At 70.5% G+C, this 12,726-nt stretch carries 12 protein-coding genes and 1 tRNA gene; 3 read left to right on the top strand and 10 right to left on the bottom strand.

The window, feature by feature from the left end; translation table 11 throughout:
• Nucleotides 1–135 precede the first annotated feature (135 nt).
• Nucleotides 136–1,188, bottom strand: a complete 1,053-nt coding sequence (locus AB0O19_RS08870) for an alpha/beta hydrolase (protein ID WP_363618788.1) — start codon at nucleotides 1,186–1,188, stop codon at nucleotides 136–138.
• Nucleotides 1,189–1,302: 114 nt separating this feature from the next.
• On the opposite strand from AB0O19_RS08870, the gene AB0O19_RS08875 reads away from it, so the two are divergent.
• Nucleotides 1,303–1,956 carry a TetR/AcrR family transcriptional regulator gene (locus AB0O19_RS08875; RefSeq protein WP_363618789.1) on the top strand — a complete coding sequence of 218 codons (654 nt, stop codon included), beginning with the start codon at nucleotides 1,303–1,305 and terminating at the stop codon, nucleotides 1,954–1,956.
• Between the two features lie 445 nt (nucleotides 1,957–2,401).
• Here the strand turns inward: AB0O19_RS08875 and AB0O19_RS08880 are convergent, their stop codons facing one another.
• Nucleotides 2,402–3,655 (bottom strand): serine hydrolase, encoded by a 1,254-nt coding sequence (locus tag AB0O19_RS08880; RefSeq protein WP_363618790.1) that lies wholly within the window; start codon nucleotides 3,653–3,655, stop codon nucleotides 2,402–2,404.
• An 839-nt stretch (nucleotides 3,656–4,494) separates the two neighbouring features.
• On the opposite strand from AB0O19_RS08880, the gene AB0O19_RS08885 reads away from it, so the two are divergent.
• Complete coding sequence (locus AB0O19_RS08885; protein ID WP_363618791.1) at nucleotides 4,495–5,730, top strand: hypothetical protein; 1,236 nt, start codon at nucleotides 4,495–4,497, stop codon at nucleotides 5,728–5,730.
• A gap of 813 nt (nucleotides 5,731–6,543) precedes the next feature.
• Here the strand turns inward: AB0O19_RS08885 and AB0O19_RS08890 are convergent.
• Both AB0O19_RS08890 and AB0O19_RS08895 read right to left on the bottom strand, forming a co-directional pair.
• Complete coding sequence (locus AB0O19_RS08890) at nucleotides 6,544–7,338, bottom strand: alpha/beta hydrolase (protein WP_363618792.1); 795 nt, start codon at nucleotides 7,336–7,338, stop codon at nucleotides 6,544–6,546.
• A gap of 317 nt (nucleotides 7,339–7,655) precedes the next feature.
• Nucleotides 7,656–8,459 (bottom strand): alpha/beta hydrolase, encoded by an 804-nt coding sequence (locus AB0O19_RS08895; RefSeq protein WP_363618793.1) that lies wholly within the window; start codon nucleotides 8,457–8,459, stop codon nucleotides 7,656–7,658.
• Between the two features lie 140 nt (nucleotides 8,460–8,599).
• Between AB0O19_RS08895 and AB0O19_RS08900 the strand changes: the two genes are divergently transcribed.
• Nucleotides 8,600–9,271: a TetR/AcrR family transcriptional regulator gene (locus tag AB0O19_RS08900; protein ID WP_363618794.1), complete on the top strand. Its 672-nt coding sequence runs from the start codon at nucleotides 8,600–8,602 to the stop codon at nucleotides 9,269–9,271.
• A 241-nt stretch (nucleotides 9,272–9,512) separates the two neighbouring features.
• Here AB0O19_RS08900 and AB0O19_RS08905 read toward each other — a convergent pair.
• From AB0O19_RS08905 to AB0O19_RS08930, 6 genes are all read right to left on the bottom strand, one after another.
• Nucleotides 9,513–9,596 (bottom strand) — tRNA-Leu (locus AB0O19_RS08905).
• Between the two features lie 62 nt (nucleotides 9,597–9,658).
• Complete coding sequence (locus AB0O19_RS08910; protein ID WP_363618795.1) at nucleotides 9,659–10,987, bottom strand: hypothetical protein; 1,329 nt, start codon at nucleotides 10,985–10,987, stop codon at nucleotides 9,659–9,661.
• A gap of 146 nt (nucleotides 10,988–11,133) precedes the next feature.
• Entirely contained in the window at nucleotides 11,134–11,382 is a 249-nt protein-coding gene (locus tag AB0O19_RS08915) for a DUF397 domain-containing protein (RefSeq protein WP_363618796.1), read from the bottom strand.
• 21 nt (nucleotides 11,383–11,403) lie between these two features.
• Nucleotides 11,404–11,655: a DUF397 domain-containing protein gene (locus AB0O19_RS08920; protein WP_363618797.1), complete on the bottom strand. Its 252-nt coding sequence runs from the start codon at nucleotides 11,653–11,655 to the stop codon at nucleotides 11,404–11,406.
• Between the two features lie 18 nt (nucleotides 11,656–11,673).
• Nucleotides 11,674–11,808 carry a DUF397 domain-containing protein gene (locus AB0O19_RS08925; RefSeq protein ID WP_363618798.1) on the bottom strand — a complete coding sequence of 45 codons (135 nt, stop codon included), beginning with the start codon at nucleotides 11,806–11,808 and terminating at the stop codon, nucleotides 11,674–11,676.
• Nucleotides 11,768–12,718 (bottom strand): helix-turn-helix transcriptional regulator, encoded by a 951-nt coding sequence (locus tag AB0O19_RS08930; protein WP_363618799.1) that lies wholly within the window; start codon nucleotides 12,716–12,718, stop codon nucleotides 11,768–11,770. Before AB0O19_RS08930 ends, AB0O19_RS08925 begins: the two co-directional genes overlap by 41 nt.
• Nucleotides 12,719–12,726: the final 8 nt, after the last annotated feature.

Genomic DNA, 12,726 nt, shown 5'->3' on the forward strand with positions numbered 1-12,726 from the left:
CGGGTGTCGGCGCGATCGACACCCAGTCGCCACTGTGGAACCAGAACGGCCGGTCGGCTGTCGAGTCGACCGGCCGTTCTGGTGCGGCGAATCGGCACAATCCTTTGACCAGCAGCGATCCACCCCCGCGCCGGATCAGCCGCCCAGGGCGTCCTTCAGCCAGGGGGCGATCACGGCCATCGCCTCGCCGAAGCGCGAGATGGCGCAGTGGCCGGCGTCCGGGATCAGTTCGACCCGGGTGTCCCGGCGGCCCTGGAACACCAGGGTGTCGTCCAGGGGGACGTGGACGTCCTCGGTGCCGTTGACCACCAGCATCGGCCCGTTGGCGTCCTGGTCCAGCAGCGGGCGCAGGTCGAAGGCCGCGAAGGCCTCCTCGCGCTCGGCCGTGCTCGGCGCGGCGTCGAAGCCCAGGGCGTTGCCGACGATGCCGTCCATGCCGAAGGCGAAGCCGCGACCGGGAGCGAAGGAGCGCTCCACCGGGCCGCCGAGCACCACGGAGGCGTCCACCGATCCCGTCAGTCCGGTCCGGGCGGAGTAGTAGCCGCCCATCGAGATGCCGAAGTGGCCGACCTTCCCGTTGCCGGCCGCGCGGGCGAAGGAGACCAGTCCGGCGATCACCTCGGCCCCGCCGTCCGGGGTCATCGGCAGGTGGGCGGTCTCGCCGGTGCCGGGGAGGTCGAACAGCAGCAGCCGCGCCGGCAGGGTGAACGCGAGCTGCTCCCACATGCCGTGCAGGTCGGTCTTCCAGGAGTCCACGCCGCCGCTGGCCAGCACGACCGGCGCGTCGGCGGGCAGGCCGGGGGCAGCCATCAGGTGGATCGGCAGGGTGGCGTCGCCGCCGCGGTACGGGACGGTGAGCGTGCGACGCTCGAACTCCACCGGGAAGCCGGGGGCGGCGAGGACGTACTGCTCGACCTGGCGGGCAAGCGCGGTGCGCTTCGGCTCGTCGGCGAGCGAGGGGAACTTGGCCCAGCCGTACGCCTGCGCGGCCAGGCGGTGGCGCCCGGCCTCGGCGTGCCGGGCGGCGAGGGCGGACCACTCATACACCCAGCCGCCGGGCCGGTCGGGCCACATCTCGGTGACGGCGGCGCGGACCGCGTCCACCTCGTCGGCGGGGAGGCCGAGGGTCATCTGCGGGTAGCGCTCGACGAACAGGTCCTGCGGGTCCAGGGGCCAGGTGAAGGACATAGTGGTGCCTCCTGCTGCGCTTAAAGCCGGGACGCTTGCATTAGCGACTATGCGCCCGAGCGGCGCCTAATGCAAGCACTCTTGCGTTAATGTGGTGGCCGAGGTGATCGACACATGACCGAAGAAGGGCCGGAGCCAGCGCAGGAGCCGACGTCGGAGCCGGAGCCGGAGCCGACACCGGAGCCGATCCGCCGCCGCCCGGGCGGCCGTGCCGCGCGCGTCCGCCAGGCCGTCCTGGCCGCCGCCACGGAGGTGCTGGCCGAGGAGGGCATCGACCGGCTCAGCATCGCCGGGGTCGCGGCCCGCGCGGGGGTCAACGAGACCACGGTGTACCGGCGTTGGGGCAGTCGGGAGAAGCTCGTGCTGGACGCCCTGCTCACCGGCAGCAACGAAGGCATCCCCGTCCCCGACACCGGAACCGTCCGCACCGACCTGGCCGCCTTCGCCCGCGCGCTGGCCGGGTATCTCGCCACCCCGACCGGCCGGTCCGTCGCCCGGGCGGCCGCACTCAGCTCCGACGACCCCGACCTCGCCGAGGCCTGGCAGACCTTCTGGCAGTCCCGCCTCGACCAGGCCGGCGTCATCGTCAGCCGGGCCGTCGAACGCGGGGAACTCCCGACGGACACCGACACGGCCCTGGCACTGGAACTGCTCTGCGCCCCGCTCCAGACCCGCTGCCTGCTCGGCCACCGCCCGATCGAGCCGGATCTGCCGGAGCGCTTGACGGACATGGTGCTGGACGGCCTGCGGGGAGGAACCAAGGGCTGACCCTCAGCCGCCGGGAGCCGGCCCCGCCGGGGCGGCGCCATCCCCGAGGGCCCCTCGAAACCACGAGGAGGCCCCCGGGGCCTCCGGACAGCGAAGAGGCCGGTCGATCCGACGCCATGTCGGCTCGACCGGCCTCTTCATGGTCCGACGACCTGTGACTCGTCCGCTGCCGCATGCGGATCGACCCACCGCTGAGCCGTGAGGTCCTGGGCGAGGTCCGGCCCGCGGTGAAGTCGACAGAGCGATCGTCAATCTCCAACGGCAGTGGATACGGCGGTTCGAGCGTGGCGCCCCGCAGTCCCGTACGCGGCGGTACGGCGGATGTCCAGGTCGGCAGGCGTGCCCCAAGTGAGGCCCTCAGCAGGAGCCGGGTGGCGGTTCGGCGGTGGCGCAGCGACCGTGGCTCACGCAAGGCCTCAAGGCCCGGGGCAGGACAGGACAGGATTCAATCCTGTGAGGTCAGCAAGTCGAATGCACCTCGGATGATGGCCTGCCCTTTCAGCGCCATGGCGACCTTGTCAGGGGCTGTACCGGCGTCCGAGACCATCAGGCTGGTGACCAGAGTGCGGTCGTCGCTCGTGCGTGCCAGGTAGTTCAGCGTGATGACGCCGGGTTCGCTGCCGCCTTTGTACCAGACGGTCGGGAATCGGGACGGGGCCAGATTCAGTCCGTCGTCGTTAAGGGTGAGTGCGTGCTCGATCTCGGGCTGGTCGAACCGCCACAGCGCCGCGTAGGCGTTGCAGATGTCGATCGGTGAGGCGAACCATTCGATCTGGTCGATCTTCCTCGGCTGGGGCCAGGTCTCGCGAACGTCGGGCAGGGGGAGTCGTTCAAGCTCCCGCAGCGCGGCGGAGCGGTGCTGTTCGGGCAGTGCCAGGTACTCGTCCGCGCGGGCCGGGTACTGGTTGGCCTTGAGTTGGAAGAACGCCTTGGTGGTCAGGCACGGAATGTTCGCTCGGGGCTGCTGGTGGCCGAACAGGTCCATTTGGTGCGCCACCGCGTCATGGCCGAGCCGGTGGATGAGGTGGTCGGTCGCGGTGTTGTCGCTGAGGGAGATCATGCAGTCGGCGGACTCGGCCATCGTGACCGCGGTGCCGGCCGGGTAGTCCTGCAGTCGGCCCGAGGGCAGGCTCTTGTGGTCATCGCGGATGACCAGCGATTCGTCCCAGGACGCTCGTTGTTCGCTGACGGCCTGCGCGAGCGCGCCCAGCACATACAGTTTGAACGCCGAGCCGATCGGCCGTTGGGTGTCGGCGCGCACACCGTGCACCAGCTCGCAGCGCCCATCCGGGCCGATCCGCGATGCTGCGAACGACACGCGGGCTCCCAACTCGGCCAGCATGTCGTCGACTTGGGTCCACGACGAGAGCGGCGCCGCGTCGGGAGTGAGGCTCACATCATTCACCAGGCCCGAGGGAGCCACACACACCCGTAGAAGGTAGTCGCCGTCACGGCCGCTGACCGCCGCCTGCGCGTGATCCCGACCCGACTCGACGATCTTGTTCAGGGTGAGCGGACCCAGTTGGTGCAGCACTGCGTTGAAAGCGTTCGGACCACCGCTGGCAGCCAGGAGTGGCGCCGCTATGTGGTCGTGGATCTCGGTGTCCGTCATCGGCACCCGGGCCGAGGCGTCCACAAGCCAGCCCACCTGGGCCTGGGCGGTCGGCGGTGGCGCGTCCGTACCGGGTGTTTCGATCATTTTTGCCCCTCCGCAGGGTAAGGGCCGAGGGAGGCGGTCCCGCTCTCGGCGATCGATGCAACTCTGGTGCTGCGAACCATACTTGTTCACGCGAGGCCACGGGTTCCGGGAACCTGCTGGTGGATGGTCCCCACCGCGTCGACGTCGAAGACGAGCCCCTGGCCGCCGGGCCGGTGCATCGCCAGGCCGGGCCGGGTTGCCGCCGATGTTGCCGATGTCGCCGATCTTCATATCAGCCCGCTGTCCGCGAGTGTCACACGCTTGTCGTCCCGCCCCGATCACCCGGTGACGCCGTCGATTCCCGGCGCAGGGTGGTTCTTCCGGAAACGCTCCCCTCGACAGCGCCCCCTCCGCCAAGGTCCCCTCCCGGGAATTCGCCGACCGCGCTGTCCTGCGCGGCAGAGGGTTATCTGATCTTCGTCAGCGTCGATGTCACGGGGAAGGATGTGGCGGCCCGGAGGTTCACCGTCTTCAACGTGTCGCCGATGAGCGTCTACTGGAAAGCGATCGGGGACATCACCTACCCCGGCAGGCTCGCGACGACCTCCAGCGATTCGGCCGCGACCCCCTTCCGCTTCGCCCGGCCCCTGTCACCGCTCACCTGCCAACACCCGTCCCTCACCGGCCCAGGCACGTCGGCCTCACGGCTGGACGGCCGCCCGAAGACCCGGACGCAGCAGGGGAACGGGCGTTCGGTCGATGCCGCTGCGTCATCCGGGTGGACGGCGGGCGGTGTTCGGATCTCGGTGTGCCGCGGCGCGGGCTCCTTGGAGGTAGGGATGGTCTGCGCTGCCGGGTGGCAGCGGTTCGAAGAACCATGAACGGAGTGCTGGCCACAGATGATCAGGAAGCGCAAGGAACGGACCGGTGGCGAGATCGCGCTGCCGCAGCTACCCGCCGTCTGCCCCGCAGGCGGGCTGTCGAAGAACGGACAGCGGGGGTGGGTGCGGGTCGGTGCCGCGCTGTCGCTGGGCGGCGTGCTGACCGCCGGGGCGATCGCGCCGACGCCCGCCCAGGCGACACCCCGGCAGAACCAGCAGGTCACCGACTTCTCGACGCCGGGTGACAGCTCGTACGTGATCACGCCGAACGTCACCTCCCTGCAGATCGAGGCATGGGGCGCGGGTGGCGGCGGCGCGGGCGGCGGCGGCGGGGCCGGTGGCGGCGGAGGAGGAGGCGGGGGTGGTACCGGCCTGTCCATCACCACCCGCACCGACGGCGGCGACGGGGGCCGCGGCGGCAATGCCGGGGGCGGCGGCGGGGGTGGGGCCGGCGGGGGCGGCGCCTACACCAAGTGCGTGTTCCCGCTGGACGAGACCCAGCCCCTCACCGTGACGGTGCACGTCGGATCCGGGCGGGTCGCCGCACGTGACGGCGCCGGCGGCCCCGGTGGGACGGGAGGCACCGGGGGGACAGAGGGAACCAACAACCTCGGCGTCAACGGCGGCAACGGCACTACCGGCGCCGGCGGCACGCAAGGCGTCTTCGGCGGGGACGGCGGCGAGTCACGCGTGTTCTTCCGGGGAGGTGTTCCGCCTCACACCCTGGAACTGGCGTTCGCCGGCCCTGGCGGCGGCGGCCACCAGGGCACCGGAGGGCGGCCCGGCGGCGCGGGCGGCGGCGGCGGTGGAGGCAGCATCCTGACCAGTTCGAACGGCACACCCGGCGCGAGCGGCGCCAACGGCAACGGTGGGACGGGCGGGACGGGCGGAGCACCCGCCACCCGGCCGGGAGCAGTGTGCCCCGAAGGTTCCGCGACGACGTTCTTCGGCGGCACCGCCGGTGGCGGCGGCACGGACGGCACGGGCGGAAACAACAGGGTGACAACCGGCGCGGGCGGGCCGGGCAGCACGGCCGGCGGGGTGCCGACCGGCCCCGCCGCTCCGGTACCGGGAGTCGGTATCGGCGGTAACGGCGGCACCGGCGGGACCGGCACCACCGGTGGATCAGCAGGTGCCGGTGGAACCTCCGGCATCGACCCCACAAAGGGTGGCGCCGCCGCGGCCGCCGGTGCGGGCGCGGCAGGCGCGCCGGGCGGCAACGGCTTCGTCAGGATCACCGCGATCCTGAGCTAGGACCGCGCGACAGGCCCACCGGTCCCGCACCGCGACGATCGCGCCGCGATGCGGACCCGGTTCCGGCACCGGGGTGTGGGCGGTCGTGTTCAGCACGACCGCCCACACCCGCGCACCAGGCCCCCGGGCGGGAGATGTCTTTCGATTCAGCAACCCTCGGCCCGCACACGGAACCTTTCGCGCACAACCCGCTCCCGAGGACGCGTCCGCCAGACCGCGCTGTCGGTCACTCACGAACTCGGCCACGCCGCAGAGCGTGGGGGGGGCAGGCGTACGGGGACGGCAGGCATCCGCTCGTGCCACCAGCGGCCCCACCCCATGACCCGCCTCCCCTGTATGGCCGGGGGCGCGTACCCGCGCCCCGGCCGGCTCGTTGAAACGCAGGTGAGCACAGCACTGCCGCCAGCGGGCCGTCACCGCCCCGCGCCGGCACCCGGCCGGTACGACGCGACCGGGAAGTCGATCGCCGCCGGCGCACAGCCTGCGGCCGAAACGGCCCTGGCCCCGCCCGGCGAACCGATCTACGCGGAGCTGGCCGCCGCGTGGCGGGCGATGGACAGGACGGTGCCCGGCCAGCCCGACCCGCTCTGGGACACCCTGGTGGCGAGCGGTACGGGACGACACTCACGGGGGTGGCATCCACGTCCGTCGGGAGCGTGACCTGCGAGGCCACTACGGCTTGACGCGGGTTGTGCGTGCACGGTGCCCCGGCTGCGGCAGTGCCGTTCCCGGGTCGCCCGCCCGCTATGACCTCGACAAGCCGAACGGCCCGCCGGATGAGGTGAATTCGACGGGCCGTCACGAAGTGTGAGGCTAGTGGGAGGTGGAGCGGGCGGCGTCCTCGATGAGGTGGGTGACGGCCGCGGGGTGGGAGATCATCGCGACGTGTGAGCTGTCGACCTCCACGGTGTGGGAGCCGGCGCGCTTGGCCTCGAAGCGCTCCACGTCCGCGCCCAGGGTCTTGTCCTGGGTGGCGATCATGGCCCACGAGGGGATGGTGTGCCAGGCGGCGGCGCTGGCGGTGGAGGCGAAGGTGGCGGCGGTGACGGGCCGCTGCTCGGCCGCCATGAGGTTGGTCTCGGAAGTGGGGACGTCGGCTGCGAAGACGTCGTGGAACCGGGCGGGATCGATGTACAGGTCGGTCCCGCCGGTGCCGTCGGCGTTGGCGTACGGGACGGGCTTGAGCGCGGGCTGCAACTGCGCCTGAGTGGACCTCGCGGTCAGCGCGCCGAGGACCTCTCCCTTCTCGGGCATCAGCGCGGCGATGTAGACCAGTGCCTTGACCTGGGGGTTGCCGGCGGCGGCCTGGGTGATGACGGCGCCCCCGTAGGAGTGGCCGACGAGCACGACCGGTCCCTGGACGCTCTTGAGGACGCTGGTGAGGTAAGCGGAGTCCTCGGGCAGTCCGCGCAGCGGGTTGGCGGGGGCGATGACGGTGTAGCCGTCGTGCTGAAGGCGCTTGGCCACGCCGTTCCAGCCGGAGGCGTCCGCGAACGCGCCGTGCTCCAGCACGACGGTCGGCTTCGCCTTGGCCGGGCCGGAGTCGGCCGACGCGAGGGGGGTCAGGGTGGCCCCGAGAAGGGCTGCCCCGACTGCTGCGAGGGCCACGGTACGTACACGGACACGGCGATTACGCATGATGTTCCTTAGGGAGGAGATGACCTGGCCGGGAAGGCGGCCGGGCGTAGGGGGAAAACGGCGGGTGCGCAGCGTGGCGCGCACCGCCGTCGGTCAACGGAAGCGGCTACTCGACGGCCGGAGGGGCCGGGATGTTGCCGTGGGCCGGCTTGGAGTGCGGGCGGCAGGCGTGGGTCTGCTCGACCGACCCCGGGAGGCGGTCCGGCGGTTCGACGCGTGGCGTCACCTTGATGCCGTTGCCCGTGGCACGCGGGGCAGGGCGCCGCACCTGGGGGTGGGCCGGCTGTTCAGCCGATGTGGTGCTGGTCGAGCCAGGTGAGGGTGTGGTCGGCGAGTTCGGTCCAGCCGTGGTCGACGGTGAGGGAGTGGCCGCGGTCGTCGAAGCGGTGGTAGTCGGTGACGGCGGGGGACTTGCGGTACTGCTTGTGGGTGGAGCGGGTCAGCACGTCGGGCACGGTGTGGTCGAGCTTGCCGGACAGGAGGAGGAGCGGTCCGCGGCTCTCGTTGCGGGTGTCGACCTTGGCGGGGGAGTGCGGGGCGAAGTTGCTCAGGGCGAGTTGGAAGAGCGGCCGGGCGGGGCTGGGGATGGTCCATTCGTCGAAGAGTTCGTCGGACTCCTGCTGGGAGACGGCGTTGGCGAACGCGTAGCGGAACTGGGCGGGGTTGAGCGAGACGGCGCGCTTGGTGTTGCCGGGGTTGCGCAGGAAGGCGAAGGCGGACTTGGCCTGGGCGGGGCCGACGGCCTTGACGCCCTTGATCTGGCCGGGGCAGATCGCGACGGCGGCCTGGGCGAGGTTCTGGCCGAGGAGGTGTTGGGCGATGAAGCCGCCGACGGAGTGGCCGACGAGGACGGGCGGGGTGTCGAGGTCGCGGATGATGCGGGCGTGGTGGGCGGAGATCTCGGCGAGGCCGATTCCGCCCTGGGGGTCGGGATTCCTGCGGGCCTGGGCGACGGTGGCGGGGACGCCGGGCCATTCGGGGAGGATCGGTTCGTAGCCGGCGTCGCGGAACCGGTCGGCCCAGCCCTGCCAGCTCGTGGAGTGCAGCCAGAGGCCGTGGATGAACATGACCGGGGTGCGGTTGCTGGGCATGGCGGGGTCTCTCCTGGCGAAGGGGGGTGCGGGGGTCCGGGGTGGTGGCCGACCGGGGCACGGCGGTCCAGCCCGTGAAGTAGAAGAAGCGTTCTCTCTGCCAACTCAAGGTAGAACGTTCCTTCTGTTAGCGTCAAGCCATGACGACGAAGGACTCCAGTCCGCCGCGGGAGCGCATCCTGGCCGCGGCGATGCGGCTCTTCTACGCGCAGGGCGTGCGCGGGGTGGGCATCGACCGGCTGATCCGCGAGTCGGCGGTCGCCAACGCGACCTTCTACCGGCACTTCCCGTCCAAGGACGACGTCGAGCTCGCCTACGTCCACGAGCACGACCGGGCGTTCCGCGAAGCCGCCGCGGCCACCGGGCGCTCCCCGCGGGAGACGGTCGAGGCCCTGTTCGCGGGGATCGCGGAGCAGTTCTGCGCACCGGGTTTCCGTGGCTGCCCGCTCATCAACGCCGCCGCCGACTACCCCGACCCGCACCATCCCGTCAGCCAGGCCATCCAGGAACACATGGACTGGTTCCGCGCGCGGCTGCTGGAACTCCTCACCGCCGTCGGCCACCCGGACCCGGAGAGCGCGGCCGACACGCTGCTGATCCTGCGCCACGGTGCGATGAACCACAGCCGCTTCACCACGCCCCAGGCCGCGCGGAGCGCGCTGTCCGGGGCGGTGTCCGCCGTCCTGGAGCAGGCTCACGCGGGAGCCGGCGCGCCCCGGACTGGCCTGCCTCGACGTCGACCGCCCTCAATGCCGCGACAGGAGGCAGCCGGCCGGTTCTCGGACGATGGGTCGCCGGTCGCGACCCGGTGATGTCCGTGACTGTCGAGTTGCTCAACCGGCCCGAGGTCACACGGGTGTTCGGTGATTTCGTGCGTGCTTCACCACACCACCACCTAACCCACCCCACCCCACAAACCCCACCTGACCAGCCAAAGCACCAACGGCCCCTCGCAACCAAGCGAGGGGCCGAACGCATGCACCGACAGCAAAACGGCCGGTCAACCCGACATACTGTCGAGTTGACCGGCCGCATTGGGTCGGTTGACCTATGTGCGCGAGGGGGGAGTTGAACCCCCACGCCCTTTCGGGCACTGGAACCTGAATCCAGCGCGTCTGCCTATTCCGCCACCCGCGCATCTGGGTGATGTGGAATAGCTTAGCCCATCCGCGGGGGTGCTCCGAACCAGGTGGGAGGCGTCAGCGGGCGAGCTGCTCGACGATCCAGTCGACCAGCACGCGGGAGACGTGGCTGTGCTCGGTGTTGGCGTCGTCGAACTTCACGGCGTCCAGGTGTGCGTTCTCCAGGGCGGCGTCGGTGATCGCGGCGGCCGGGTCGACGTCCCACTTCACCGGGTCGAAGTCCAGCGCCACCGCGCTGACGGCCGGGACGAAGGTGCCGCTGCGGTACTCCTCGGAGATCTTCGCCTTGAGGGCGGTCGCGACCTTGCCGAAGGAGTCCAGGGTGCCGCCGGGGACGGCGTCCAGCGCCGGGACCTCGGTGGTGGTGCTGCGGCGCACGGTGAGGGCGAGGTGCATGCCGCCGACCGGCTGCTTCTCCCCCTTGTTCGGCTGGAAGCGGGCCGTGGCACTGGCGAACAGGGCCTGCCAGTCGAACGCCACCTCGCCCGCCGGCAGCGGGAGGCCGACGCCGTCGCGCCGACCGTTGGAGACGCCGAGCTTGCGCGGGATCTGCGGGAAGTTGCCGACCCGGTCGAGGTCGGCGAGGAACTCCTTGCGCAGCTGGCTGGAGGTGGCCACCGGGCCCTCGTACTTCGAGTTCTCGACCCACGCCCAGAGCAGCTGCTGGGCGGCGGGGCTGCGGATCAGGTCGGCCTGCTTGACACCGTCCGGGCCGGCCGGGGTGAAGCCCTCGAAGAAGTAGGCCATCTGCTGGAGGATCAGCGGGATCCAGGCGCCGTTGTGCGGGGAGTCGAAGGAGAGGTACGTCGCCGTCTCGTGGTCCACGGTCGCCGTCTCCAGCTTGGCGAGCGCGTAGCGGGTGATGATGCCACCCATGCTCACCCCACCGACGGTCAGCCGCTCGTCGCCCTTGCGCTCGGCAATGGCCCGGAGGATGGCCGCGATCGCGACCTCGGCGTTGGCCTGGATGTGGGTGTGGCGCTCCGTGAAGCCGACCAGGACGATGTCGTAGCCCGCACTGAGAAGTTGGTCGAAGAGGCCCGGCCCGCCGTCGGCGACGGTGTTGAAGTAGGCGAAGAGGCCGGGGAGGTCGCTCGGGCCGTAGTTGAAGCCGTCCGCGAAGAGGAACGGCTTGCGGAGGCCGAACTTCGGGTTGGCGTAGTAGACCGCCGCCTGCCCGGTCGCCGTCTGCCCCTCGTAGGGCGAGCCGGTCAGCTCCCACGTCACGTCGGCGGCGCGACCGGCGACCTCGCCCGACAGCGCGCTGGTGAACCAGACGCCGGGCGTGAGCGAGTTGGCGATCTCCGCCAACTCGGCCTTGCTGGGCTCCGCCTGGCCTTCACTGAGGGCCGCCGGCGCTACGTCGATACGGGGTTCTGGTGCCATGACTGTTACCGCCTCTGTTGGGTCGAACAGGGACCACTCGTGCACTGCGGGTGACTGTAACTGCACAGTTACGCACCGCATCGACAGAACACGCAGAGTGGTCGAAGTTGTTCGAGAGGGGTTGCCAGGCGATCGGAACTGACCGGTCAGGCAGGGAAGTCCCCGGCCCGGACGGAGGCGATGAAGGAGTCCCAGGAGGCGGCGGGGAAGACGAGGGCCGGGCCGTCGGGATCCTTGGAGTCACGGACGGGGACCACGTCGGGAAGGAACCCGGGGGCCACCTCGATGCACTCGCCCCCGTGATCCGCGCTGTAGCTGCTCTTCCGCCAGGCGAGAGCGACCTCGATGCAGTCGCCGCCGTTGCCGCCGCTGTAGCTGCTCTTGCGCCAGGTCAACACAGCCGCCTCCTTGGAGACTTACGCCGGAAAGCCGCCCTCACGGACGGCCGACACAAAGGCTTCCCAGGCAGAGGCAGGGAAAACAAGAGCCGGGCCGTGCGGGTCCTTGGAGTCACGCACTGGGACGGCGCCGGGCAGGGATCCGAGGGCCACCTCGATGCACTCGCCCCCATTGCCCCCGCTGTAGCTGCTCTTACACCAGGCGAGGGCAACCTCGATGCAGTTGCCCCCGTTGTTGCCGCTGTAGCTGCTCTTGCGCCAGGTCAACACAGCCGCCTCCTTGGAGACTTACGCCGGAAAGCCGCCCTCACGAACGACCGACACGAAGGCTTCCCAGGCGACGGCAGAGAAAACGAGGACCGGGCCCTGCGGGTCCTTGGAGTCACGCACTGGGACGGCGCCGGGCAGGAATCCGGGGGCCACCTCGATGCAGTTGCCGCCGTTGGTGCCGCTGTAGCTGCTCTTCCGCCAGGCGGCTGCGGCGAGCTCGTTGCTCATCATCCCTGTAACCCTCCAGCGCCTCGGCGATCAGCCGAAGCGAGTCGCTCTCTGACAGGCATTCGCCACGGAGCCGATCATAGCGACGCTGATGCCTGGCCACGTTGGCGGAATCATCGCTCAGATGCCCTCGATCGAGGCTCTCCGAGTACACCAGGCGCTGGCCGTCCGGCAGCTCCAACAACACCATAGCCGTGTCGATGAGAGTCCGCTGATTCGAGAACGGCATCACGTGAATGACGACGTTCCGAAGCTGGGCCACCTTCAAGAGGTGCTCCATCTGGCGTCTCATCACGCCGGGTCCGCCCACAACCCTGCGGATGGCGCTCTCATCGAGAATAACCAGCAACAGCGGCCCGTCGGGCAGGAGAAAGCGGCTCTGCCGACTGAGTCGAGCCCTGGTCAGCTCCTCGATCTCCTCCGAGTTGCCAGCCGCATCGCCAGCGGCGAAGAGCGCACGCGCGTACGACCAGCACTGCAACAGACCGTACATCACGCCGTCCTGGTACACCCGCATCCCGACGACGATGGCCTCCAGGTCCACGTACTCCTGGAACCAATCCGGGTGCTCGATCGACGCGTTCCAGTCGACTCGCCCGTACAGCCGCGTCAGCAGGTCGCCGGAGTTCAACAGCCGCTCGATCTCCTCGACTTCCTCGACCGACGGCTTCCGCTTACCCCCTTCGGTCCGCGAGATCACCGTCCGGTCGCAGTGCAGGAGCTTGCTCAGCTCCTCCTGCGTGTAGCCCGCCGACTCACGCGCGTAGCGGATCTCCGCGCCGAACATGATCGCGGAGCTCGCCGTCGTCCCCCGCTTGACCTTCCGCTGTGTCATCGCTGCCC

It is taken from the genome of Kitasatospora sp. NPDC091276, assembly GCF_040684355.1.
Classification (GTDB): domain Bacteria; phylum Actinomycetota; class Actinomycetes; order Streptomycetales; family Streptomycetaceae; genus Kitasatospora.

What these genes read in the sequence shown, in the direction of transcription:
- AB0O19_RS08870 (WP_363618788.1), bottom strand. Translation starts at nt 1,188, where the DNA reads ATGTCCTTCACCTGGCCCCTGGACCCGCAGGACCTGTTCGTCGAGCGC.
- AB0O19_RS08875 (WP_363618789.1), top strand. Translation starts at nt 1,303, where the DNA reads ATGACCGAAGAAGGGCCGGAGCCAGCGCAGGAGCCGACGTCGGAGCCG.
- AB0O19_RS08880 (WP_363618790.1), bottom strand. Translation starts at nt 3,655, where the DNA reads ATGATCGAAACACCCGGTACGGACGCGCCACCGCCGACCGCCCAGGCC.
- AB0O19_RS08885 (WP_363618791.1), top strand. Translation starts at nt 4,495, where the DNA reads ATGATCAGGAAGCGCAAGGAACGGACCGGTGGCGAGATCGCGCTGCCG.
- AB0O19_RS08895 (WP_363618793.1), bottom strand. Translation starts at nt 8,459, where the DNA reads ATGCCCAGCAACCGCACCCCGGTCATGTTCATCCACGGCCTCTGGCTG.
- AB0O19_RS08900 (WP_363618794.1), top strand. Translation starts at nt 8,600, where the DNA reads ATGACGACGAAGGACTCCAGTCCGCCGCGGGAGCGCATCCTGGCCGCG.
- AB0O19_RS08910 (WP_363618795.1), bottom strand. Translation starts at nt 10,987, where the DNA reads ATGGCACCAGAACCCCGTATCGACGTAGCGCCGGCGGCCCTCAGTGAA.
- AB0O19_RS08930 (WP_363618799.1), bottom strand. Translation starts at nt 12,718, where the DNA reads ATGACACAGCGGAAGGTCAAGCGGGGGACGACGGCGAGCTCCGCGATC.